Raw genomic sequence first — 22,073 nt, 5'->3', positions numbered from 1 at the left:
TCAGATTGCGACGCGGCGGACGGCGATAGTGCTGGCGTTGCTGGTTTTTGTCCCGCTCAAAAGGGTCGCGTCTGCGCTGCTCGAAGCTCGGGCGAACTGCGCTTGCGAGCTATCAACTTCTGTGGCGGTCCAATTGCCGAGAGCCGGGTTGTGATACTCCGCCCCACCACTCGCGAACGCCGCGTTGTTCTGCGCGGCGACGTACATGGCTTTCTGATGGAACGCCGCCTCGGCAGCAGGCGCGAGATACCAATCGGACAGCCCGTTAATCGTCAGATTTTCGCAAAACTGCGCGGACGGATAGGATGCGGAATTCAATGCTGCCGAATTGCTTGGCCCGTAACCAGCCCCGGTCTGGCCGGTAACACCCGCCGCCGTCGCCCAAGTCGCAGGAGTAAGGAACCCAGACGCCTTCGGCGCACGGATCGCTGCATACCGCGTACTGCCATCCGTGTATGTGCCCATGAAGAAGCCGCCGCCGTAGCCTCCGCCGATATCGGGCAGAAACTGTGCCGGGGTCGTGAAGGCCACCTTTGGCGTCTTCACCGAAGCGCCTGTGGCATCGGTGAAGACGAGTTCAGCAAGGTAGTTTGTCGAGACCGCCAACCCGAGCGATTGAAGGTTGGAGTCGATGCTATTGCCCGCCCCCGACACCGTCACGGTCTTGAAGATGACGTTCGGCGCGCTCGCCTGATAAACGTTAAGGGTCCGGCTGGCCTGTGGAATGGCGTAGTCCGAGTAATAGCCAATGGTGTCCGCCGCATAGCCAGCGAGCGTCGCCCGGAAGGTCTGCATCGGCGTCACGACCGCCCCTGCCGCCGGCACCGATAGAGCGATGGGTGCGATCTTCGGCAGCACCACCGCGCCGGACAAGCCATTCACGCTCGTCACCGGGCCAGCCTCAATCGCCGCAACAGCAGCTTCGAAGCGATCCGCGTCGGCAGCGACCTCGACGGCAAGGTCAGCCGCATAGTCCGCGACATCCACCACCGCCTTCATATCGGCGTTCCAGTTCTGCCGGTGGCCCCCGTCAGCGAGGCCGCCTGGATTGGTGGACGCGTTGTATGGGCCGTTGTTCGCCGCCGCGATGCGGTCGTATGCGGCCTGCGGCTTGGTGGCCATCAGCGAAGTTCCTTGATCTCGAATGCCATGGAATGGTTCGGGCCGCCGTTCATCCACATGGCGGCTTCCAGCGGCGAAAGCTGATTGAGACGGCCCATGAAGTTCCGGCGCAGCCCGTTCCCTTCGTCCGCCGGGTCGGACACGACGAAGACCTCTTTGCTTATGCCGGCGCGGCGCGTCAGTTCCAGCGCCCGGCCATAGCCCTCGCTGGCGTCGAGATAGTTCAGCGTGAAGCGCACCACGCGACGCGGCTCGCGCTCGTCGAAGAACTCAGCATCATCGAGAGCCGTTTCGATCGCGGTGCGCGTCTCGAAGCCGAGGCTGGCACCCCAAGAGAAGTTATGCTCTGGTTGCCATGCCGGCCCAGCGAAGATGCGACCGATGTCGATATAGCCGGCATCGTTGCTGTCCGTGATCGCGATCCGCCAGTACCGGCCAGACACGTCGGTCGGCATGATGTGCGTCGAGGTCGCGGTGAAGCCGGCGATCTCCTCCTCGGTGTAACCACCGAGCCAGAAGTTGTCGTTCTCCCACTCGAGCTCGTTCAGATCCCAGATCGCATTCGTCAGCGAGCCCCAGACATCGATTTCGCCGCTGTCATAGGTCGGTTCCGACATATCGGCGTTGGCCGAAGCCGTGATCCGCATGCGTCCGTTCAAGCTGATGGTATGGGCCACCAGGGCAAAGATGCGCAGCGTGCGCGAGCGGCCGAAGTCCATGACGATCACGGTATCCGCCGGGTTGAGCGAGGCCGAACGCGCGATCTTGGCAAGGCGGCGGTTCTGGATGTTGCCGAGTGGCAGGGGCCAGTTGCCACCCGATATCGCGGCCTCGTCGATGCGGTTCGGGAATCCCAAGAGAACAGGTTCGATCGCCATCCTAGCCCCAAAGGTCGAGAGTGGTCGACGAGATGCGATCTTCGTCCGCAGCGAAGCTCTCTTCCATGCCGATCACCACGAAGTTCTTGCCGCCCGATAGGCCGAAGCGGTCGAAGTCGAGCGCGACCGTATCCCCGAGATCAATCGCGGCCGCGGCGTCCGCCGGCACCGCGACGCGATACCGATCGCGGCGTATCGAGTTCAGCGCGAGGCGTCGGGCCGCTTCGGCTTGCGCGTCGGCGACCGTCGTCAGGGCCGTGTTTGCTTCGATCTCGGTGGCGAGCTTGTGCGCGGCCTTCGTCGCGTCGCTCGATGCCGTTACCGTCCGCCATTCCTCTTTGACGAAGGCCTTGATCGCGTCGGACGTTGCGACATCAAGTTCGGTGCCGCCCTGCGTCTGATAGGCCCGAGCATAGTGCAGCGTCACCTTCCAGGCCGGAACGCCGCTCCCGCTGTCGTTCGTGGCAATCCGCTCCAAGCCAGCCCCACGATCCAGCGCGAGGGAGGCGTCGAAGGTTTCCTCCGCCGTCGCCGCCGGAGCGGTCAGCCGGCCAAGGCGATACCGCCCGAGACGGTCGGGCACGAGGTAGCCGCCGATCGCGTCGAGAAGCCCGGTTGCAACACCAAGGATCTCGGCCGCATCGGCATCGAGCCAGACGCCCACCTCTGCGCCGTTGGCGGCATGGAGAGCGTCCACGTCACTGACGAGGAAATCTGCGCCAGCAACGAAGCCAGCACCTTCTAGGATACGGCGCACCGTGCGCGCGGCCGACCGCTGCCCCGCCGCCCCTTCACTGGCGTCTGCCGTCACGTTGCCGTCAGGCTTCGAGTTGAGCCGGAACGAGCCCTTGGCAAGGCAGGTGCCATAGGTGCCGGGGCTCAGGCTTGCGGTCACCAGCGCGGCGATTGTCGGATAATCCGTTCCTTTCGTCAGGGGAACAGCGCCGTCATAGACGGCATCGATCGACGCGAGCGGGCGAGACGAGATCTGATAGACCAAGTCATAGGCATTGGAGAGCACCGCCGGGATTTGAAACGCGCGGCCAAAGAGAAGCGACTTCGGGCGGTCTTTCAGGTCCGCCGTTCCTTCCGCTTCCTTCATCCCGCCGGCGACTGTCGTGCCCTTGTAGACCTCGGCTTGGATCGGCTCTTCCAGAAGGGCGAGACGATCGCGGATGCGGAACGTAACACGCGTCCAAGAGAACTCCGCCTGTTCGAGCGTGCCGACGAGAAGCGGCGTCCGGCTCGCCCAGGGAGAGGAGCGGCCCGTCAGCCCGTAGATGCGCAAGGCGCGGCCGTCGAAGGCGAGATCAAGGAGGTCGTCGAGTTCTCCATCGGCGTTGGCGATCACGATCTCGCCCGCTCCGACCGTTGGCGATCCGCCGGTAGTGCCAGGCGCGAAGAGATGACGGTCATAGTTGCCGGCGTTGATCACGCCGCTCTCGAAATGCGCGTTGGGCGGCGCATCCGAGGGCGTCGTGGTGTACCCGGTCGAGCCGAAGCGAAGCGTCGTGACGGCGTTCGCGGCGGGGTCGAAGGCGTCGATCTCAATGAGGTAGATCACGATGCCTTCCTCGCGAGCGCCTTCTTCTGCGCGTTCACCCCGTCATCGGCGATCTGATTGCCGCGACGGATTTCGTCGGTCGTCATCTGCGCACCGGCGGCAACCACTGCCGTCAGCCTGTCGATCTTCTGGCTGAGCTCGGCGAACTCGGCACGGGTCACCGATCCGCTGTTCTCGTTCGCCGGCACCATGCCCGTCCGGTTGATGGCGTCGAGCACCGGATATGTGCGCGGCGTGACCTTCGGAGCCGAGATCACCATCTCCCCGCCGGCAAGTGCGACCGACCCGCCGTTCTGATAGCGCGCCAGCACCGAGTCCTTGTTCCAAAGACCGTTGCCGATGATGCCGCCGTTGGCGAAGCCGGGGATCAGGCCGCCCATCTGCTTGTTGATGCCGATGTACTGGTTGATCACGGCATCGACCGCCGCAAGCTGTTCCTTCGGCAACGCAAGGCGCCACTTCAGGAACTCGTCGTTGCCATTCGTCAGGCCGTAATTGCCCGTGAAGTTCAGCCCGAGCTGCTTCACGCCAGCATCGATCAGGCGGTTGCGTTCCTTGTTGATGCCGAACGACCGGCCGCCGTCCACCTGATCCTGAAGCTTCTGCTGCGCCGCAATGGCTTCCTTCAGCGCGGTAATGCCTTCGGCGATCGTCTTCGTGTTGTCGCTGATGTCGATGAGCGAGCCGACCTGATCTTTCAGGAGATCAAGCTGGCTCGTCGCCTTCGTATCAGCCGACTTCAGCGAACCTTCCACCTCGTTGAACGCGGCGAAATAGCTCTCGCTCGACGCGTAATAGGCCTTGGCCTCGTCCAGATAGCTCTGGCTGACCGAAACGAGTTCTTCCTGCGCGTCCTTGTCGCCGGACATGGCGCGCGCCTGGACGTCGCGGAACTTCGTCTGCGCCTCGAGGAACTGGTCCTTCTGCGACAGCGGGGAGTCGTCCGAAAGGCGAATGCCGGTCAGGAAGTCCTTGATCTGCTTCTGATAGCTTTCGAGGTGATCCTTGCTTTCGTTGTACGCGGACAGGAGGTCGCTTTCGGCTTCCGCCCGCTTCGACGTGGCGTCCGCTAAGCGATCGGACAGGAAGCTCGACAGACCGCTTTTCACCGTCTCGTCGCTGATGACCTCGACGAACTCCTTCACCTTGCCCGTCAGTTCGGGGAACGCCGCGATCAGGTCGTTGAACGCTCCGCCCGTCAGTTCGGCGCCGTCCACGAACGCCTGCGCCTGTTTCGTAAAGAACGTGTCCACAAGCGAGGTGTCGACGTTGACGAGGCTGGCGTCCTTCAGAAGGTCGTCGCGCTGCTTGATGAGATCGCGGACGCTGGCAAGGTAGCCCTTGCCGTCGAGGTCGTTGATCTTGTCCTGAAGCGACTCGGTGAAGCTGTCGCGCAGCTTCTCCATCCGCTGCCCGAGCGCCTTATCGATTGCTGCCGCCGTTTCGTCGGCCGACATGCCGAGGTCCACGAGCGCCGTGCGAAGGCCCGAAGCCGCGCCCTGTGCCTCGCCAATCGCCTTCTCGATGTCCGACTGTTCGACCGTATCGCCCGACACGATGCGCAGAAGGCCTTCCTGCGCCGCCTTCGTCGCTGCTGCCAAGGCCTCATCGCGCTTGCGGATCGCGTCGCCGTATTTTGCTTCGTATTCAGCCAACGCAGCGTCGCGCTTTGCGGCTGCCGAGTCGAGCGCGCCCGTGACATCCGCTTGCGTCGCTGAGGACTTCGTCCGCGTGATTGTTGGTTGACCGAGATTGTAGTCGTAGCCGCGCTTCACGACATCGTTCGTCAGCGCCTTAGCTGCGCTGGACGCGGCTGCATATTGCGCGAGGATGCTGTCCTTCTGTTCAACTGGGACCGCATAGGCGTCCTCAATGTCCTTCATGAAGCCGCGATAGCTATCCGCCTGCGCCATCACCGCGTCGCGGGCCTTGGTGAAGGACGTGTCGAGGCCCTGCCCCTTGCCGAGATCGGAAATGGCTCTTGGAAGATCGGCTCGGAAAATCTGTGAAAGGAACTCTGTGTAGTTGGCGATCGCCATGCGTGCGCCGTCGATCTGCGCCGTGTTCTCACCGCGTTTAGTTGCCTTGGCTAATTCGTCGTACTGCGCAAGCGTCGCGTTCATATCCATGATGCGCTGGCTTAAGGCGCCGCGCTCGACGCGATTAATCTCGTCGTTGAACTCGACGAACTGCGGATGGTTTTGCCGCCATGCGTCGTCCGCCGCCATCTGGCGCTGACGCTTTTCTTCTTTCTTCTTGGAGGAACCGCCGAAGAGACCAGATACCAACCCAACGACACCGCCGATGGCGGCGCCTGCTACAGTGCCAATGCCTGGGATCATTGATCCGAGTTGCGCGCCGGAGAAAATGCCTCCGACCCCTCCACCTACTGCAGAGCCACTCTGGTATCCATTAGCCGCGATACCCACCAAACCTCCGATGCCTTGGAAGGCATCTTTCGCGGTCATGCCGGCAGGAAGCTCCAACGATATGCCATTCTCGCTCGTTGTCGGACGTTGCGTTGGGATAGGCACCGCGCCGTTGGCGATCTTGCGCTGCGCATCAATGGATCCGTCTGAAACCGCTCTTGTTAGATCACTTTTCCCGAGCAGTCGGTCGGCATTCGCCTGATGCCCGGCCATCTGATAGCTGACCTTGTCATAGACCGTGCCTGGCGCCCCACCATTGTTGGCGTCCGATGCCTTGTAACGTCCCGGGCTACCGGCATTGATCGTTGAGTACAGATCCAGCAGGCTCATGCCCTGCTTGAAGCCCCGGTCCTGAAGATAGGACACGACGGACTTCATCTGGTCCGAAACGCCCTGCCCGATGTGGGCACCGTACTGCTTCTGTTCGGTCGGGCCAAACTGGATGAGGCCAAGATGCTTCCCGCCAGCGCCGCCCTTGATATCGGGGCTAAATGTTCCGCCAGTTTCGTAAGAGATGACGGTGGCGAGGTCCTTTGCGGAAGTGCCGAGCTTGTTCGCAGCCCAGCGAAGGGACGTGACCAAATCCGAGTTCGAGCCTAGGCCAGTAGAAGAAGAGGTATATGCAGAAGCTTGTGCCGCTTGAGTCGGTTTGCTCATGGCGGCCGTTACTGTGCCGATCTGCGTTGCGTAGGATGACGCCGATTGCTGCTGGACCGGATTGACCAGATCGCCGAAAAGCTTGTCGAAACCGGCAGACGCCAGCTTCTGTCCCAACCGTGCGAACGAACTGACCAACGAGTCCAGAACGCCCTCGCCCTGGCCGATGGAGTCGATCATGTCCGCGAATGCGTCCTTGGTCGCCTTGTGCAGATCACGCGTGGCGTCGCCGGCCTTCTCCACCGCCTCGACATAGCGAAGCATTCCGGCGCGGCGCTGTCCTTCGGCGGAGTCGAAGTCGATACCGGACGAGTTCAGTTCGGCGGCGATGCGTTGGTCCTGCTCGGACCGGCCTGCCTGCGCGAGACGGAAGGCGACATCGCGCTGGAAATTCAGTTTGTCGAGCGCCTCGGTGGCCTCGCCTATGGCTGCGGCCTGTGCCTTGATCGCGTCGATTTCGCTCGGGTCAACGAGTTCGCCGGCTTCCTTCGCCGCCTGCTTGGCGGCCGTCATCAGGTCGTATTCGACCCGCAGGCGCGCTGTCTCACCGACGCTCTTGCCGACAAGGTCGATTTCCATCTGCGCCTGTTCGACTTGGCTCTGCCCCGCCTCGACGCGCTGGCGCATGGCCTCGGCAAGATCGAACTGCGACTGCTTCAGGGAGAGGTTGCTGGCCTCCTGCGCACGGCGCTCGATTTCGGCCGAGTTGTTGCGAAGCTCGGGATCGTTGGCGAGTTCCAGGCGGACACGTTCTGCCGCGATGGATGCTTTCTCGGCCGCAGTGCGGGCGGTGATGGCGCGCACGTCGAGGTCATAGCCGGACCGGCGGTTCGTCTCGACGCGGCCGAGTTCCTCCAGCGACTTCCGGCGCAGATCGACCGCACGCCGTTCGTCAGCCTCGGTCTTCGCGAGGCGCATCATCTGCTGGTAAGTCTGTTCGATCCGCTGGCTGTCGGTCAGGCTGGAAGGAACGAAGCTTCCGATCTCGCCTGCGAGGTCGTTGAACTGCTTCATCACGGTCTGGAAGCGCGCAACGCCGTTCTGCGCCTCCCACATCGCCTGCCTGAGTTGCTTCGTGCGGGTTTCCACCTCGAAGAGCGTCGTGCCGAACTCGGTCGCGGTCTCAATTGCTTTCCGCAGCTTCTCGTCGCTGCCGGCCTGCGCATACATCCGATCCATGTCCTGCATGAACTTCAGGACGTCAGCGCCGCCGTTCTTCAACTGCGCGCGCAGCTCGTTTATGCGATCTTCAACCGGCTTCAGCTTGCTCTGAACGGCATCGGTCTTGATGTTGCTCAGGTCCAGCGCGAACCCGCCAGAGGGGTCCATAGCGCCTGCCATCAGGCCAGAGCGACGACCGAGAATGCCGTTGTCGCCGGTGACGTTCGCCTGGAACTCCTTCACCTGGTCATCAAGGATCTTCTTGAGGTCGCGGAGTTCCTTTCCGGCCGTGACAGTGAGGATGCTGCCCTGCCAGTTGGCGAGGCCCTTCACCTTATCGCTGAGCGAGCCGTAACGGTCTTCGATCTGCTTCAAGAGTTCGTCGTGCTTCTTGAAGGCTTCGTCCATATCGGGGACGGCTTTCTGCACGGCCTTCGAAAAACCGATTGCGGCCACGGTGGCGACGCCGATGGCCGCGGCACCCCATCCGAAGGGACCGATCTTTGCGGCGACGTCCAGCACGCTTTGCCCGAGCGCCTTCATGGAGCCACGGACACCGTTCGGGTGATCCCCGAGAACCTGGACGATCTGCCCGCCTTGGCTGGCGATTATCTGGAACGGGCTCGCGCCCATGGCGAGCATCGTGCCAATGTCGTTGATCTGGTAGCTCAGACCCTGCACCTGTCCACCGGACAAGCGAGCCGCATCGCCGGCGTCTGTGAGATGCTTCGTCATCCGTACATAAGCGGTCTGGGTCGCGGTAGCGCGTTCGCCAGCGACAGCGATCATGCGACCCATGGTTTCAGCACTGATGGCTCCGGAAGCGTGGGAAGCCCGGATTTCCTCCACGTCCTTGCGGTATTTCAGGCCGATCGCAAAGAGCGCGTCATACTTGGCGCGGAGTTCGTCTGCGCCTTTGACCTGCGGCTGGAACGGATTGTCGTTGGCAGGCTTGCGCGCGAGTTGGTCTGCCAGCTTCGCTTGCATCTCCGCAACGCCGCGCACCGCCGTCTCAAGAGCCGCAGCCGAACGGGCCATGCTGGCGGACGCGGTGTCGAACGCACCCATCGCCTGGGAACTGCGCGAGATCGCGGCCGATGCTTCCGCGACCGCCGGCGCAATGCCGCCCATGGAGTCGCGCACCGCTTCAGCCATCTTGTCCGCGACGACGCCGATCTGCATCAGGTCGGAGGACACACTGGTCTGCATCTGCTGGACGGCAGCGGTCGCAGGCGCGGTGTTCGCCTGCATCGCCTTCATGGCCTTGGCCATGCTCGTCTCAAGGCCGGCGAAGCTCTTCGACAGGTTGGCGTCGAGCTTGGTGACGGCACCGACAATTTCCCCGGTGGCTTTCGTGAACATGGCCTCAACGGCGGCCATGTTCTTCTCGATGCCGCCCATGGACGCGCGCACAGAAGCCGCAGCCTTCTCGCCAGCCTTCTCCAGCTTGGCCATGTCGCCAGTCGTCTTCTCAAGGCCGGTGGCCTCAATAGCGATGGAAACGCGAGCGGCTTCGGTCAACTCAGTCTTCCCTCTTCACCTTCACGATGCCCACCATGTCACCGAGGCAGGAGAAGGTTTGCTTGGCGCGTTGGGCGGCTTCGACGGCGTTCTTCGGCGGTGCGTATTCCGCTTTCCGCTTGATGCCGTGGATCTGTTCTTGATGCTGCCGGTCTTGATCGATGCGCTTGATCGCGGCGCCAACAGCGAGGTGCAGGCGGTGCAGGTCGCATTCCATGATGTCGCTGTCCGACCAGCCCGGCAGATAGGCGACGGCTCGCTCATAGGTCTGAACGAGCCATTCGCCGAAGGTCAGCCGTTTCCCTCGTCGCTGTCCTGGGTGTCGTCGCCGTCGTTCAGGTCGGGATCGCGGCCGCCGTTCTGCAGGATGCTGACATAGCGAGCCAGCGGCTTGGTGAGGTTCCCAACACCGGCACGCCAGACCTTATCATTCAGGTCGTCGGTGGAGATGTTCTTGGCGGTGATGCCCTGCTTGACGATGTACTGCGCCACTTCGAGGCTGAGCACCTGCAGCGCCTGGAAGGTGCCGACAAACCCACCGTACTGCCGGGAGATGTTCTGCGCCGCCTTCAGCGTCGAGCGCAGATAGAAGGTCTCGCCGTCGAGCTTGATTTCGACGTCGGTCGAAAGAGTGGACATGGGGTCAGCTTCCTTGGTTGAAGGTCAGTAGGGTCAGGTGGCCGGCAGCGCCCTGACCAAAGCGCCGCCGGCCTCGCTCGCGAGCGATCGCGGTCAGGAGGCGGTGGCTTCGATCTCGAGGATTTCCGAGTTGATGCCGATGTTGAACGTCGTGCGGATGAGGTTGTCGACGCTGCCGAGGTTCTCGCTCGTCGACATGACCTTGCCGCGGAAATAGTATTCTGTGGGCTTGCCAGCGGCGGTCGGCTTGTCGTTCAGGACGACGTGGAAGTTGAAGTCGAGATCGGACTTCATCGCCGCACGAAGCGCCTTTTGGCCAGGGTCCAGAGCGTCCTTGAAGCAGACGAGGGCCAACGTACCGGCGTTGAGAGAGCCGCGGAACTTCTGGACGCGACGATCGCCAACGGCAGTGCCGGTGACCTCGTTCGCCGTGTCGCCGAACTGACCGTTGTCCTCAACCTCGCCAATTTCTGCGCCAGGGTTCAGGTCCGCCTTGTATTCGCTGAGCGTCTTCGCGGCGGCGGTGGTGCCAATCCAGGCCCTCGTGCCGCCGTTGATGAACTTCGCCATGACCGTTCCTTTCGAGATGGCGCAAAGAAAAAGCCGCCTTGGAGGGCGGCCGTGGCGTCTCGCTACGATGCGAGGGGATCAGCCCGAATGGGCCGAAGGGTTGTTCAGATCGGGCGGCAGACGCGAACGCTGAAGATCGGGACCGAACCGGCCTCCCCGATGTTTTGCGACTTGATCGCATCGAAATCGACGATCAGGCCGGCATTGCTTGCTCGCGAGATGGCGACGGACACCGCGCGGAACGCTTCCTTCACGTCTTCTGCGAGCTTAGCGTCTTCCGTGTTCATGGCTGTTCGTCCATCCGAATGGTGAGGGTGATGATGCGCCCGGTCTCGTCGGGGTCCGTTGGCGCGAGGATGGGTCCCGTCGCGGTCACCACGATGACCCGGAAGCCTGCGACGGTGAGCGGCCGCCGGTGAAAGAGCGCCCTCACCCGTTCGGCGGCGATCTCGACGGCATCGAATTGGCTATCGGCCCGACCGTAAATGGCGATGTCGCGGACGACCTGTCGCCCGCGCGCGTTGGTGATGTCGCGATCCACGTCCGAAACCGTAGTGGACGCGAGGATGATGGGCCGCTCGGCATCGTCTGGCACCGGGCGAAAGGTGATGATGGACGGGTTGCCCTGCCATTCGCCCAAAAGGGCCGTCAGAGCGCTGTCTTCGGCCATGCGGGCATAGAGGGCGTCCGACAGCGCCCGCACGCTTAGGAGGCCGGCTGAGAGGCCGCCACGGCGCCGGGCGCAATGCCGGTCTTGGCGGCTTCGCGAGCCTGCTTCTCGGTGCCGCCGATCGCGATGTTGCCCGCGTTCAGATGCGCGACCACGTTGGCGTCGTCCTTGTCGACTTCCTTGTTCGCCGTGCCGCCGGGCTCGATGGAAAACGGCTCACCGGACTTGTCGCGCAGAACGACGGAGGAGCGGGAAAGGTTGGCGATGTTCATGACTTGCCTTCCGTGGCTTTGTTGACTGCTTTGGCGATCAGGTCGCGGGCCTTCTGCTCGTTCTTGGCGAGCGCGGGTCGCATGAAAGGGCGCGGCTCCATCTTCGACGTGCCGTATTCAAGGTGCTTCGCGTAGGGAGCGGTGGCGACCACCTCCACCTCATGATCCTGGACCGGCAGCGTGTCGATGCTCTTGTCCAGTTGCCGGGTGTCCGCGTTCGGCGGCTGTCCCGGCGCAGATGGAACGTGGTTCTTGCCGGTGACCGAGCCTTCGGTGATTGACAGGGCAGCTTCGGTCTCAATGGTCTTGCCAGCGACGAAGAGGGCTTGATCCACCAGCGATGTGAGGCGGTTGGACAGCTTGGCGGCGAAGGGGGTGAACTCCGCCTTAGCCAATGGGTCGCCCCCGCATCTCCCACGACGCCATCGCCGGGTCCTGCATGATGGTGATGAGCTTGTAGCGCTTGGCCCGGATCGTGATTTCGCTGTCGGTGGTCGGCACGGCATTCACGCCAGCCTGGAGGACGATCAGCTTCACGTCGGTGTCGGGGATGCCATTTCGAGCTCGATAGCCTTCGCTGAAGCTGTCGATCATCCCATGCGCCGGTGTGTCGGTCCATGTGACTGGGCCGGTTGGGCGACCCCCGACGATGGCCTGCTTGCGATCCGTGTGCAGAGTGGCGTCGATGAAAAGCGGGGAGAAGATGGCGCCGAAGACGCCTTGGAGATCGCCGTCGAGCAAGCCCATGGTCAGACAGCCAGGATCGGGGGAAAGAGCCGGCGCACGAGCGCGAGATACCGCGTGCCGAAGCTGGTGGACGAGAGCGACCCGCGCTCCGCCGCGTCGGACCCGCTCTCCGCCCGCTCCAGTTCGAGCGAGCCGATCTTCAGGCGCTTGAACGCCCCGAACTGCGCTTCTGACGACGTGCCCTGCCCGCCAAGGGTGAGCAGGTGCGCCGCCATCAGCATGACCCCGCGAAGCCGATCGCCGTCCGGCCAAGACCCGTCCGTGCCGGCGTCCGCCTCGTCGATTGCTGCCTGGATGGCAGGCGTGGCGACCGCAGCAAAGGCTGGATAGGCGGATTGGAACTCGGACGGCGTCGGCTTCACGTAGGCCATCGTCAGTCCGCCTTGTTCGCTTCGACGAACGCGGCCTTCTCGTCTTCGGACTTGGCGTCGAAGCCAGCAACGGCGTCCTCGCGCAAGCTCTTGGTCGCGTCCTGACCATCCTTGGTGATGACGTGCCAGCCGCGCCCCTTATCGACGACGGCATAGGCCGAAGGCGTCGGGGCTCCCGTTTCCGGGGCCGGACCATCGGCCGCGGGCGGATAGTCGGAGCCGCGATCCAAGCCTCCCAGCCCGAGGAGCGCGTTGCTCTTCAGGCCGGCGAGCTCGCCAACGGGGATGTCGAGATCGCGCGTTTCGCCGGGCTGCAGGTAGACGGCCCCGGTCACCGTGTTGACGCCTTGGAGCGCCTTGGAGTTGTTCGTGACTTCCACGACCGTTCCTCCTTACTGAACCGCAGGCGCGGTGGACATGCCGTCCGCGTAGGCCATGGCGCCGGGCAAACGCACTTCCGTGCCGCCGGTGCGCGCGATGATGCCCGTCTCGAAGCCCATGATAGACTTCTGACGCGGTTGAAGCACGCGACGCGGCATCGGGAGATGGAAGCGAAGCACCTCCACGTCCTTCCGATAGGCGACCATTCGGCCGGTCCCGCCATTGCCCGCCGCACCGAGTTCGCGGAGCGGCTTGATGTCGAGCGGCTGCCCGGTTTCGGCGGTGTAGATGTTCCCCTTCTGCAGGTATTCGATGCCGGAGATGAGGAAGTCGCCGGTGCCGACGCGGATAGTGGACAGGAGGCGGAAGGCCGAAGGCGGAAGACGGATGCTGTTCGCCCATTCCGTCTCTGCCGTGTTCTCGCGAACGCTCGACAGCAGGTTGTTGATGTCGTTCAGCACCTGGTCGACGGTCTTGTCCTTCCAGAGGCGGGAGGACCCCGTGCCGTTGGCCGGAACATCGATGCGCGACACGCGCGGATCGTTGGCGAAGCCGGTCCAGCCCTTCTCCGTCGCGCCGATCATGGCGATGGAGTTCAGCAGGCGCTCCACCTTATCGGCTGCGGAAACGGCCTTCGTGTCGTTCAGGTTCACGCCATAGAGCGCGGCCTGATTGACCTCCTCGATGTTCCACTCGTAGCCCGAGCCGATCATCGCGAAGTCCTGGCTCGCCTGGTCGCGCAGCACCTGATTGAACGGCATGTCGGTGCCGGCGCCAGACAGGAACTTCGCTTCGCCGGCGGCATCGACCGTGAAGAAGGTGGTGCCGATCGCCCATTCGTTGCCCTCGGTGACGACCGGGACGTGAGCGGCATAGTTGAAGGTCGGATAGCGGCGCTGGTAGACCTTCGTCTCGATGTTGCGACCCTGCGCGATCACGAAGGGAAGCGCGGCCTGCGCATCAGCGAAGGCCCGGTTCTGCATGTTCATATCAGGCGCTCCGGTTCTTGGTGGAGATTTCGACCACCGAGCCCGCAACGCCGGACGTGTCGAAGAAGGTTTCGGGGATGGGCCCGACGATGCCGGTGCCCGCGGCGTTGACCACACGGTCGTTCACCGTGTCGTAATACACGGGATCGCCATCGGCGACGGTGCCGCCGGCGACGTGGTACATCTGACCACGCAGCATGAAGGCGCCGGTGAAGAACTGCGGATAGCCGTCCACGAGCGTCGAGCCGGGGGCGACCGGCGGAACGGCCGGGTTCAGCACCGCGAAGCCCATGAACTTGCCGCCCGCCGCAAGGGGAATGACGCCGTGGTCACCGACGCCGCGTGCGACCGGCTGGCCGAACTTGATGCCAGCAACGTTCTCGACGGTGCGGCTGATCTTGTTGCAGCTCTCCTCGTTGGCGATCTGGCCCTTGAGGCCCTTGGCGGGCTGGCCGCCGTAAGTCGTCTGATAGGGTGCCATGGTCGCGCCTCCTTACTTCGCAGCCGCCGGGAGGTGCGCGGAGTGCATGTCCGCGACCATCTGCTGATAGGCCTTGCTCGGGCCATCGGTGTCGTTGTGGGGGGTGAGTCCGTCGCCAAGCGTCTGGCGCAGCGGATCGGACTTCGCGGCTTCGTCAGCGAGGATGTCGAAGCGGGCCTCGATATAGGCGTCCGACTTGCCTGCCACGGCCGCATCTCCGAGCTTGGCGACCACGACGGCCTTCTTGATCGCAGCGTCCGCGAGGCCGGTGGTCTTCACGTCCTTGGCGATGACCGAGGCAGCTGCGACGAGATCGGCACGAGCTTGGACGCGCTTGTCGAGATCGGCGTCGGAAAGCACCTTGGCCTTCAGTGCATCGATCTCGGCATCCTTCTTGGCGATCTCGGTGTCCTTGGCCGTGATCGCCGCAGCGTTGTCGGTCGTGAGCTTGGCGATGTTCGCCGCGCTGTCCGAAAGGCGTTGCTGCAACGTGGCGATGACGGTGGCGCCCTGATCGGTCACTTCGATCGGGATGCCATCGACGGTAACCGTCTTGAGCGACATGGGTGGTTCCTTGTCCGTGGTGAGAATGGGGCCAATGCCCCAGGCGTCCGCACCGTCTCCGATGCGGCATTCGGTGCCCGCCCGTCCGCGCTGGACAATGGCGAGGTGATTGGCGCGGATGTTCCGCTGAACAGCGTCATAGGCCTCGCCTGAGGGCGTGGTGCCGCTTTCGAAGGCGAGGTCGCAGGTGTAGCCGGCGGAAAGCTCGCGCTTGCCTTCCTGCACCTTCTTGATTGTCGCGGCGTCCTTGACGATGAGCGGAATGCGGAGGCGATGGCCGTCTCGCAGCACTTCGCCGCTCGTCTCTCCGACTGCCAGACGCTTCCAGTTGTCTGCCGTCACGGCTTCAGCCGGGTGATCGTCCGTGACCGGGATGTGGGAGAAGGACGCGAGGCTGTCGTTCGAGAACACCTCTGCTTCCGGTCGGTAGACGCGCACGGTGGCGAGTTCCGGCTTGCCGACTTCCGCCCCGAGATAGGTCTGCACTCCGGTGCGCACGGCGCGCGCTTCGGCGACCAGATATCCGTCAGCAGTCGTTCGCGCGCCGTCGACCGACGCGGCGTCGATGAATTGCATGGCCGAAGTCCTCGCTTGTCGCTATGTTCCGCGCCGATGGACGAGCCAGCCCCACAGCAAACCCGGTTCTATGTGATTATCGAAGACCCCGACCGCCCAGGCGTGAAGGGCGTTCTCGACATCTTCCGAGCGTCATCGATCTGGGAAGCGAGACGGCTTACCAGGGAGCGCCATCCCAACATCGGTGATTTCGAGATCGGAGCCGATCACCAGAAGGTGGAGATGCCCGAGGACATCGCCCGCCTGTTCCGCTAGTCGAGGTCCAGCACCGGCATCGCCCTGCACCCGCAGAAGATAGCCTGCCCCGGATGCCCGTCTGCCGGCGGGTCGTCCCACCTGAATTCTTTGCCGTTGCGCGCAACATGCTCTTTGCGAGCGTGCTTCTTGCCCGATTTCCGCCATTCGTACTTGGCGATCCCCGCTTCCTGCTGGCGCATCTGATCCAGATTGCTCGCCAGCTTCGTGGTCTGGTCGATCGCAATGCGGTTCGCCCGGCCTCGAGCGATGCCGAGGTCTTCGGATAGTTGCTTGCCGAGTTCGCGGCGCGGGGTGCCGCCCGCATATGCCGTCCACACCCGGTTATCGATGGTCTGCAGCAGGTCTTCCGCGACGTTCGTGATCAGCGATGAAGCCCACCTGACCGCGGCCTGCGTCTGATCCAAAGCCTCCTGCGAGGTGAGGAAGGCGACGATATCGACGCCGGTCCCCGCCTTCACCGCGCCGATGAAGCGCATTCGGTGCCATTCCTCGACGCGTACGGCCCATCGCGACAGGCGACCGCTCACCGTTGCGGCCAAGCGCTGCCCGATCTCCCGAACACCCTCCAGAGCGCCTCCTAGCGAGTCCACACTGTCGCTCGTAACGGCCGGGCGCGGTTCGTAGGCAGGCAGCAGGATTTCGGCGATGGCCGTATGTATCGCGCCAATGATGCCTGCCGCCTCGCTTTCAAGCGGCGCAGCCAATGCCGGCGGCGGCTCTATCGGACGAAGCACCAGACGCTTCCGGGGCCGGGCTCCAACCATCTTCGCAAGGTCGTAGCGCATTGCCTACACCCCTCGCGGGCGCAAGCGATACTGCTTGTGCAGGAAGCCATAGACATCACGGTCATCGCCATAGACGGCCATGAACCGCCATTCGATGAAGGGCAAGAACCGGACCGGCTTCCAGTCGGTGATAGGCTCCATCGACATCGGGGCAGTCCTAAACCGGCTCAATCATTTCGGGCATGTTCAAAAGGTGCGGTGGGTTATCTTTTGAGCACAGCCGAGACAGCCTGCTCGAAACCGAACGTTTGCGGTCACCCTTCGGCGACCTTCGCTTTCCAGTCCTCATCCAGCGGCTCGAAGATTTCCGGCCCGAGCACGATCTCACCCTGATAGGGCTTCACCTTCGACAGATCCGCCGGCGCACCACCGTAGCTGATGGTGATGTGCGGCTGATATTCGGGATGATCCCAAGACGCGCCCGCCTCGCGGATTTCCTCGTGTCGCCACTTCAGCGACCGGCCGGGGATGAGAAGCACTGACGCTTCGCCGAATTGCTCCATGACGCGCGGGCCACCGGCGGCGATCTTCAGTTCGCTCTCCCAGGACTCTCCGACCTTCATCCAGTCCACCGGCGCGCGGCTGAAGGCGATGGTCACATGCAGGTCGTCGGCATTGAGCGTGGATGTGAACCCCTGCCCCTTGGCCCAAGCGATGATCGCTGCGCCGTTCTTGACCTTGCGATGGACGTAGAGGGGCGCGGGCTCGGCATCGTTGGCCGCAACGCGCAGCCGCTCGACGTTGCCGGTCAACTCCTCCTCATCATCCTCCTCATCCAGTTCGACCGTGGTCTGCCCGTCATAGGCCGCCTCGATGCCGGGGAACGTGCCGTCGTCGATCAGCCGCCCCTTCACGCCTTCCGCCAGCACTTCGGCCGGGATCAGCGCCTCGCGAGCATAGATGGCCGCCGTTTCCGCCGTGGATTTGGCGATCTCGGCTTTCTCCTTGTCGCTCATCTGCCAGAGCGGGGCCCAATCGTACCAGACGCCTTCCGGCCGGGAGCCGAGGGCGGAGCGGATCAGCACCTCATCCAGCCGAGCCAACGCGGGCCCGAGTTCGTTCACCTGCCGAGCTCGGAGATGATCGTGATAGTTCCGCATGTCGCTTTCGCCAGTGGCGCTCATCCCTGCCGGCGACTGCCCTAGAAGGCGGGTGACGGGAATGTCCGCAGCGCCGGCGGCGACCTGCAAGAAGATGCGCATCAGGTCAGGGAAGGCTCCGAAGTTCAACTGCTTCTGCTGCCAGACCTCGCCTTGCTTCTGGCCATCGCCTTCGATCAGCAGCATGCCAAACATGCCCTTCGCCATCGCCGCATACTGGAAGCGGTTCGTGACGCTCGCTGTGCCGGCTTGGGTGGACAACGCTTCGGACAGGCCGGGCATGGAAATAATGTCGGTCTTCGCCTCTGGAATGAGCCCGGAAACGTGCTGCTGCGCCGATGATGCCTGTATGATCGCGTCGTAGAGCGCCTGAAGGATGCTATCCCCCCAGCCCTCATATCCGACCATGGACGGCAGCGGTGATCCGATGAAGCGCACCACCCTCGATGGGTGAAGTTCGACCGACTGCGACGCGCTGTTGATCTGGTAGCTCTTGGGTTCTCCGAAGTACGGCGATACCGGATCACGGTCGACGTCGTTGGCCGCGATTTCGTGCCGGCTCAGCACATGGAGATATCGAAGGCCGCCCTTCTTCACGCCGTCAACGCGCAGTTCCTGGCGCGGGTCGTTCGCTCCGTCTCCAAGCACAAGCACCGCACCGCCGTAGAGGCGCGAGAGGCAGAGGGCGCGCGCCACCTTCTGGCGGATGCCAAGCTGCTTCTCCAACGCCTCAAGCGCCTGGATCTGGTCCTCATCCGCCCGCCACGTGCGCCACTCGCGCGTCATGTCGAACGGGACGATGTCCACCACCTTCCGGGCCAGCCAGTCCGATCGGTACGCGGCCTCGAGCTGGACCTGAGATTGATGGTGTAGGACGAAATTGGTGTCGGTGTTCTTGTCCTTGGACGATCCGAGACCTGTGATGAGGTTCTGCAGGCGATCCAACCAGAGAACCATCACACAACCTCAAGCATGCCGTACCTGAACCCCGGCGCTGATAGACGACCGAACGCCCCCGAAGTGGCGTCCACCTGATCCTTGAACGAGCCGCCCGGAAACAGGCAGAGTTCGTCGAGATAGTCCGCGTTCCAGGTGCCCTCGACGATGAAGACGTTGCCCGCCTCGCACTGCGACGAGAACGGCTCGGCTCGCGTTACCTTGTCGCCAGTCTCGGGCTCGGCTTTCACCCGCCACCCTGCCAGCATCGATACGAAGTCCCGCGCTTGCACCTTTCCGGCTTGGCCAGGGTCTTGCGGCAGGCTGATCTCGACATCCCGTCCGTCCATCTCGGCAGTGGCCTTGATGAGCGCGCGGACCCGGTGGCCCTCGTCTCTCGTTCGAACCACGCCACCGACGACATAGGAGCCGTCAGGAGCGCGCCCGAGCTTCACCCCAGCAGTCCAGGCCGCCGTCTTACTCTTCGTCGCTGCAAGGTCCCAATGACGCACCCAGCGCACGCCCGGCGGGGCTTGGCGGATGAACTTACCCTCGAACCAGTGGCGCTTGAACAGCCCGCCCTCACGCGGGGTCGGGCGCTGCTGAAACTGGCCTGCCACGGCATAGGCGCCCATCGGCACCTTGTCTCGCTCCACCACCTCTTTCGGGAACCGCTCGGGAAAGAGCAGCTCACCCTCATAGGTGCGGGGATCGTCGAAGCCGATGGAGGTATGGCACCGGCGTTCCGGCTCGAACTCCATCGGCAGCATCAGGTGCTGATAGCCAAGGCCCAGCGACATGATCTGGCCCGACACGTCCTTTTCGTGCAGGCGCTGCATAATGACCACGATGGCGGACGTGGCCGGGTTGTTCAGTCGGGTCGGCACCGCCTCTCGGAAGATGCGCGTCGTGTTCTCGCGCTCGGCATCCGACTCCGCCGTCTCGGTCGAATGCGGGTCGTCAATGATGACGCGATCGCCGCGGCCGCCGGTCAGGGAGCCGAAGGCCATGCCCTCACGAAACCCGGTCTTGGAATTGGCGAAGGACGCCTCACCTGCCCGGATCAACTTCACCTCTGGCCAGAGCGACGTGTACCACTCGCTCGTCACCAGATCGCGCATTCGCCGGCTGTCGCGCTTGACGTATTTCTCCGCGTAGGAGGTCGTCAGGTAACGGAGCGCCGGGTTGCGCGTCCATTCCCACGCCGGCCACAGAACGCTCGTCAGCAGCGATTTCATGGTGCCAGGCGGCACGTTGATCAGCAGGCGGTTGATGTCGCCCGCGCTCACCGCCTCCAGATGGTCGCACAGCGCATCCACGTGCCAGCCGTGCACATAGGGCTGCGAAGGCTCCAGAACGTGCCACGCCTCGCGGACGAAGCCGACGAGGCGTTCGCAGCGGGTGCGAATCCTCTCCGCATCCCTGGCGACCCGGTCACGCTCCGTCTGCTGGCGCCGCCTCTCCTTCTCCGCCCGAATGGCCCTCAGCATCGTCGCCGGCGGAACCGGCAAGCTGACCGAAGAGAGCTTCGAGGCGGTCAAGGTCATCCGTGCTCATGTTCGTCAGGTCGACGGTCGGGATCGGCCCACCGTTCGGGCCTGAGTGCTGCATGGTCGAAAGCTTCGGATGCACATACGGCGCGGCGGCGACGGCCATCCGGTCCCGCCTCTCACCTTCGGCGCGCGGGTTGCGCATCACCTTCAGCATGTATTCGAGCGGGGTGGTGCCGCCCCTTGCGATCTCTCGCTCGCGCTTGGCCGTGGCCTTGTTTGGGGTGCCCTTGGTACGGCCTCCGGTCTTCTTGCCGACTGCCATCTATCCTGTTCTACTCTTCGTCTAAGTTAGATGGAGCGTCGCATGTCTTGGCAGAATGAAGCGAAGTGCCTGATCACCGGCGAACCTGCTCAGCAAGCGCTGCCTCGCATGGGCGACTATGACGAGATCATTTCCCCGTCGCTCGGCCGCTATCGGGTCGCTCGTAGCGCAATCCCGCAGCTTCAGAAGCTCAGTCAAGAGAACCGTATGCGCGCCCTCGATCATGCGCGAAGAGCAGCGGTTGAAGGGAACATCCCGATGATCACCACCGCGTCGCTGTAAGGGCTTTGAGGCTGGACCGCTCGCTTCCCACCCCGGCTTGGCCCACGCCCTCTGCGGTTCGGCGACACGCGGCGCATGGCAAGCAGCGCGCCTCTGGTCTCCCGCATTGGATCGAACCTCACGGGCCTAAGCCTCGTCCGTCCGCCTCAAACTGAAAAGGCCCCGCGCTGTGCAGGGCCTCGAAACTCTCTCACGCCGCTTTTCGCTTTGCCTTCGGCTCCTCGTGAAGCTCTGGCATGTGAACGGGCTTGGCGTCACCGTGCCGGAAGAACCGCCGGTTCGGCTTGTCGAAGATGGGCTCTAGGCTCCACTCGTCCCGCCATGTGGGTGGTGTTGCCGTCCGCGCATCATTTTCGACTGTAGCTGGAAGATAGGTCGAAACCGGGCATCCAGTGAACCCCCCGTTTTCGCCACCTTCCTGCCGCTGGAAGCTGTTGAGACCGAGGCGGGCATAAACCCTGTCAATGGCAGCGTTTTTCCACTCGCGAGCCGTTTTCACGTTGGTGCTTTCGCGGGTGGCCCAGTCCTTGAACCTCATCCCTCCGACCTTGGACGCGGCCCATGCCCATAGTGCCCGCCGGTGCTTCGGGTTGTCCACGAAATCCGCCGTCCAGCGCTCGCACTCCTCCATCGCTGTGATGTCCTGCGCCGTGATGCCGTTCTCGAGGGTTCGGAAGAAGTCCTTGCGCTCCTCTTTCAGGCGCTCCGAGCCCCAGCCGTTCTTGTCTGCCCAGTCGTGGGTATAGGCTGGCATCGAACTGCGCTCCCTGGCGGGGCCCACACCGTCCACCCTGCGAAGACGCTCGGTGCGCGCGGCGCGCTGAAACCGTTCTTCGATATCGGCGCGGGTGCTGATCTCATGCTGGGTCATCGTGCTGCCTTCCCGTATGGTCCGCGATCATCGAAGAGATCGGGCTGCGCTGCATTCTTTCCAAACCGGCGGACGATGCGCTCGTAGATTACCCCGACCATGGCCTCCCGCACGCGGGTGATCCCGGAGAGATCGGAGCACAGAGCATGAAGCTGGCCGAGGGGCATTGCGTCCCACAGCGCCAGCCAAGCGCCCGCATCCTTCTCGATGATCTGTCGGCAGGCGCGGACAAGATCGGAAGTCGCCCATATCGTCGCCTCGTCCAGCACCGCTTTGTTGTTCTCGGTTTCAGCGAGGGTCGATAGGACGAGGCGGGTGTGATCCTCTCCAAAGCGCCTGAGAATACGCGAGAATGCCCCTACAGCGCGCGTCTCTCCAATGTCCGGCCGCTGGTGCCGATCCACCGCCGTGATGCCGTATTCGGCCAAGAGAAG

General features: G+C 63.5%; 26 protein-coding genes. 2 read left to right on the top strand and 24 right to left on the bottom strand.

The features are described 5' to 3' along the window. The 17 genes from F9929_RS05350 to F9929_RS05270 form a co-directional block, all read right to left on the bottom strand. Positions 1–1,122 (bottom strand): hypothetical protein, encoded by a 1,122-nt coding sequence (locus F9929_RS05350; RefSeq protein WP_152045510.1) that lies wholly within the window; start codon positions 1,120–1,122, stop codon positions 1–3. After that, entirely contained in the window at positions 1,122–2,000 is an 879-nt protein-coding gene (locus F9929_RS05345) for a hypothetical protein (RefSeq protein WP_152045509.1), read from the bottom strand. Before F9929_RS05345 ends, F9929_RS05350 begins: the two co-directional genes overlap by 1 nt. 1 nt (position 2,001) lies before the next feature. Then, a complete protein-coding gene (locus F9929_RS05340; RefSeq protein ID WP_152045508.1) occupies positions 2,002–3,564 on the bottom strand; it encodes a phage tail protein in 1,563 nt (520 codons plus the stop codon). Beyond that, complete coding sequence (locus tag F9929_RS05335; protein WP_152045507.1) at positions 3,561–9,332, bottom strand: phage tail length tape measure family protein; 5,772 nt, start codon at positions 9,330–9,332, stop codon at positions 3,561–3,563. Before F9929_RS05335 ends, F9929_RS05340 begins: the two co-directional genes overlap by 4 nt. A gap of 1 nt (position 9,333) precedes the next feature. Further along, positions 9,334–9,549, bottom strand: coding sequence for a hypothetical protein (locus tag F9929_RS05330; protein WP_152045506.1), 216 nt, complete (start codon positions 9,547–9,549; stop codon positions 9,334–9,336). 74 nt (positions 9,550–9,623) lie between these two features. Then, positions 9,624–9,971, bottom strand: a complete 348-nt coding sequence (locus tag F9929_RS05325) for a hypothetical protein (protein ID WP_152045505.1) — start codon at positions 9,969–9,971, stop codon at positions 9,624–9,626. Between the two features lie 93 nt (positions 9,972–10,064). Then, positions 10,065–10,541: a hypothetical protein gene (locus F9929_RS05320; RefSeq protein ID WP_152045504.1), complete on the bottom strand. Its 477-nt coding sequence runs from the start codon at positions 10,539–10,541 to the stop codon at positions 10,065–10,067. A 104-nt stretch (positions 10,542–10,645) separates the two neighbouring features. Continuing rightward, positions 10,646–10,828 (bottom strand): hypothetical protein, encoded by a 183-nt coding sequence (locus F9929_RS05315; protein ID WP_152045503.1) that lies wholly within the window; start codon positions 10,826–10,828, stop codon positions 10,646–10,648. Continuing rightward, complete coding sequence (gene gp17, locus F9929_RS05310) at positions 10,825–11,244, bottom strand: tail completion protein gp17 (RefSeq protein ID WP_268915633.1); 420 nt, start codon at positions 11,242–11,244, stop codon at positions 10,825–10,827. The genes F9929_RS05315 and gp17 overlap by 4 nt, the downstream gene beginning before the upstream one ends. Before the next feature lie 2 nt (positions 11,245–11,246). Continuing rightward, a complete protein-coding gene (locus F9929_RS05305) occupies positions 11,247–11,483 on the bottom strand; it encodes a hypothetical protein (RefSeq protein WP_152045501.1) in 237 nt (78 codons plus the stop codon). Continuing rightward, positions 11,480–11,878, bottom strand: a complete 399-nt coding sequence (locus F9929_RS05300) for an HK97-gp10 family putative phage morphogenesis protein (RefSeq protein WP_210251307.1) — start codon at positions 11,876–11,878, stop codon at positions 11,480–11,482. Before F9929_RS05300 ends, F9929_RS05305 begins: the two co-directional genes overlap by 4 nt. Then, positions 11,871–12,230, bottom strand: coding sequence for a hypothetical protein (locus F9929_RS05295; protein WP_152045499.1), 360 nt, complete (start codon positions 12,228–12,230; stop codon positions 11,871–11,873). The genes F9929_RS05300 and F9929_RS05295 overlap by 8 nt, the downstream gene beginning before the upstream one ends. Before the next feature lie 2 nt (positions 12,231–12,232). Next, positions 12,233–12,601 carry a DUF4054 domain-containing protein gene (locus tag F9929_RS05290; protein ID WP_152045498.1) on the bottom strand — a complete coding sequence of 123 codons (369 nt, stop codon included), beginning with the start codon at positions 12,599–12,601 and terminating at the stop codon, positions 12,233–12,235. Positions 12,602–12,603: 2 nt separating this feature from the next. Continuing rightward, entirely contained in the window at positions 12,604–12,981 is a 378-nt protein-coding gene (locus F9929_RS05285) for a hypothetical protein (protein WP_152045497.1), read from the bottom strand. Positions 12,982–12,993: 12 nt separating this feature from the next. Beyond that, positions 12,994–13,971, bottom strand: a complete 978-nt coding sequence (locus tag F9929_RS05280; RefSeq protein ID WP_152045496.1) for a DUF2184 domain-containing protein — start codon at positions 13,969–13,971, stop codon at positions 12,994–12,996. Position 13,972: 1 nt separating this feature from the next. Next, positions 13,973–14,452 carry a structural cement protein Gp24 gene (locus tag F9929_RS05275; protein WP_152045495.1) on the bottom strand — a complete coding sequence of 160 codons (480 nt, stop codon included), beginning with the start codon at positions 14,450–14,452 and terminating at the stop codon, positions 13,973–13,975. 12 nt (positions 14,453–14,464) lie between these two features. Beyond that, positions 14,465–15,592: a DUF2213 domain-containing protein gene (locus tag F9929_RS05270; protein WP_152045494.1), complete on the bottom strand. Its 1,128-nt coding sequence runs from the start codon at positions 15,590–15,592 to the stop codon at positions 14,465–14,467. A gap of 72 nt (positions 15,593–15,664) precedes the next feature. Between F9929_RS05270 and F9929_RS05265 the strand changes: the two genes are divergently transcribed. Continuing rightward, positions 15,665–15,847, top strand: coding sequence for a hypothetical protein (locus tag F9929_RS05265; protein WP_152045493.1), 183 nt, complete (start codon positions 15,665–15,667; stop codon positions 15,845–15,847). On the opposite strand, the gene F9929_RS05260 is transcribed toward F9929_RS05265, so the two are convergent. The 5 genes from F9929_RS05260 to F9929_RS05245 all read right to left on the bottom strand — a co-directional run bounded on the left by F9929_RS05260 (position 15,844) and on the right by F9929_RS05245 (position 20,486). Further along, positions 15,844–16,635: a minor capsid protein gene (locus F9929_RS05260; protein ID WP_152045492.1), complete on the bottom strand. Its 792-nt coding sequence runs from the start codon at positions 16,633–16,635 to the stop codon at positions 15,844–15,846. The two genes, F9929_RS05265 and F9929_RS05260, sit on opposite strands and share 4 nt — an antisense overlap. Positions 16,636–16,638: 3 nt before the next feature. Then, the gene (locus F9929_RS23920) at positions 16,639–16,782 is read right to left on the bottom strand and encodes a hypothetical protein (protein ID WP_193227621.1); all 144 of its coding nucleotides are present in this window, start codon (positions 16,780–16,782) and stop codon (positions 16,639–16,641) included. Between the two features lie 107 nt (positions 16,783–16,889). Beyond that, positions 16,890–18,692: a phage portal protein gene (locus F9929_RS05255; protein ID WP_152045491.1), complete on the bottom strand. Its 1,803-nt coding sequence runs from the start codon at positions 18,690–18,692 to the stop codon at positions 16,890–16,892. After that, complete coding sequence (gene terL, locus F9929_RS05250) at positions 18,692–20,218, bottom strand: phage terminase large subunit (protein WP_235919039.1); 1,527 nt, start codon at positions 20,216–20,218, stop codon at positions 18,692–18,694. The genes F9929_RS05255 and terL overlap by 1 nt, the downstream gene beginning before the upstream one ends. Beyond that, positions 20,106–20,486 carry a hypothetical protein gene (locus F9929_RS05245; protein ID WP_152045490.1) on the bottom strand — a complete coding sequence of 127 codons (381 nt, stop codon included), beginning with the start codon at positions 20,484–20,486 and terminating at the stop codon, positions 20,106–20,108. Before F9929_RS05245 ends, terL begins: the two co-directional genes overlap by 113 nt. Before the next feature lie 42 nt (positions 20,487–20,528). Here F9929_RS05245 and F9929_RS05240 point away from each other — a divergent pair, with 42 nt between their 5' ends. Further along, positions 20,529–20,768, top strand: coding sequence for a hypothetical protein (locus F9929_RS05240; RefSeq protein WP_152045489.1), 240 nt, complete (start codon positions 20,529–20,531; stop codon positions 20,766–20,768). A 190-nt stretch (positions 20,769–20,958) separates the two neighbouring features. Here F9929_RS05240 and F9929_RS05235 read toward each other — a convergent pair whose 3' ends face one another. Further along, entirely contained in the window at positions 20,959–21,639 is a 681-nt protein-coding gene (locus F9929_RS05235) for a hypothetical protein (RefSeq protein WP_152045488.1), read from the bottom strand. Further along, on the bottom strand, positions 21,636–22,067 hold the full coding sequence (locus F9929_RS05230; protein ID WP_235919037.1) for a hypothetical protein: 432 nt from the start codon (positions 22,065–22,067) through the stop codon (positions 21,636–21,638). Before F9929_RS05230 ends, F9929_RS05235 begins: the two co-directional genes overlap by 4 nt. Between the last annotated feature and the right edge of the window lie 6 nt (positions 22,068–22,073).

It is taken from the genome of Aureimonas psammosilenae (assembly GCF_009176975.1).
GTDB lineage: Bacteria > Pseudomonadota > Alphaproteobacteria > Rhizobiales > Rhizobiaceae > Plantimonas > Plantimonas psammosilenae.
This window is presented reverse-complemented; position numbering and strand designations above follow the sequence as displayed.

Coding starts and splice junctions, on each gene's coding strand:
- F9929_RS05245 (WP_152045490.1), bottom strand. CDS start 20,486: ATGGCAGTCGGCAAGAAGACCGGAGGCCGTACCAAGGGCACCCCAAAC.
- F9929_RS05320 (WP_152045504.1), bottom strand. CDS start 10,541: ATGGCGAAGTTCATCAACGGCGGCACGAGGGCCTGGATTGGCACCACC.
- F9929_RS05260 (WP_152045492.1), bottom strand. CDS start 16,635: ATGCGCTACGACCTTGCGAAGATGGTTGGAGCCCGGCCCCGGAAGCGT.
- F9929_RS05290 (WP_152045498.1), bottom strand. CDS start 12,601: ATGGCCTACGTGAAGCCGACGCCGTCCGAGTTCCAATCCGCCTATCCA.
- terL (WP_235919039.1), bottom strand. CDS start 20,218: ATGACCTTGACCGCCTCGAAGCTCTCTTCGGTCAGCTTGCCGGTTCCG.
- F9929_RS23920 (WP_193227621.1), bottom strand. CDS start 16,782: ATGTCGATGGAGCCTATCACCGACTGGAAGCCGGTCCGGTTCTTGCCC.
- F9929_RS05240 (WP_152045489.1), top strand. CDS start 20,529: ATGTCTTGGCAGAATGAAGCGAAGTGCCTGATCACCGGCGAACCTGCT.
- F9929_RS05275 (WP_152045495.1), bottom strand. CDS start 14,452: ATGGCACCCTATCAGACGACTTACGGCGGCCAGCCCGCCAAGGGCCTC.
- F9929_RS05325 (WP_152045505.1), bottom strand. CDS start 9,971: ATGTCCACTCTTTCGACCGACGTCGAAATCAAGCTCGACGGCGAGACC.
- F9929_RS05305 (WP_152045501.1), bottom strand. CDS start 11,483: ATGAACATCGCCAACCTTTCCCGCTCCTCCGTCGTTCTGCGCGACAAG.
- F9929_RS05315 (WP_152045503.1), bottom strand. CDS start 10,828: ATGAACACGGAAGACGCTAAGCTCGCAGAAGACGTGAAGGAAGCGTTC.
- F9929_RS05255 (WP_152045491.1), bottom strand. CDS start 18,692: ATGGTTCTCTGGTTGGATCGCCTGCAGAACCTCATCACAGGTCTCGGA.
- F9929_RS05350 (WP_152045510.1), bottom strand. CDS start 1,122: ATGGCCACCAAGCCGCAGGCCGCATACGACCGCATCGCGGCGGCGAAC.
- F9929_RS05295 (WP_152045499.1), bottom strand. CDS start 12,230: ATGGGCTTGCTCGACGGCGATCTCCAAGGCGTCTTCGGCGCCATCTTC.
- F9929_RS05330 (WP_152045506.1), bottom strand. CDS start 9,549: ATGGAATGCGACCTGCACCGCCTGCACCTCGCTGTTGGCGCCGCGATC.
- F9929_RS05280 (WP_152045496.1), bottom strand. CDS start 13,971: ATGAACATGCAGAACCGGGCCTTCGCTGATGCGCAGGCCGCGCTTCCC.
- F9929_RS05235 (WP_152045488.1), bottom strand. CDS start 21,639: ATGACCCAGCATGAGATCAGCACCCGCGCCGATATCGAAGAACGGTTT.
- F9929_RS05345 (WP_152045509.1), bottom strand. CDS start 2,000: ATGGCGATCGAACCTGTTCTCTTGGGATTCCCGAACCGCATCGACGAG.
- F9929_RS05270 (WP_152045494.1), bottom strand. CDS start 15,592: ATGCAATTCATCGACGCCGCGTCGGTCGACGGCGCGCGAACGACTGCT.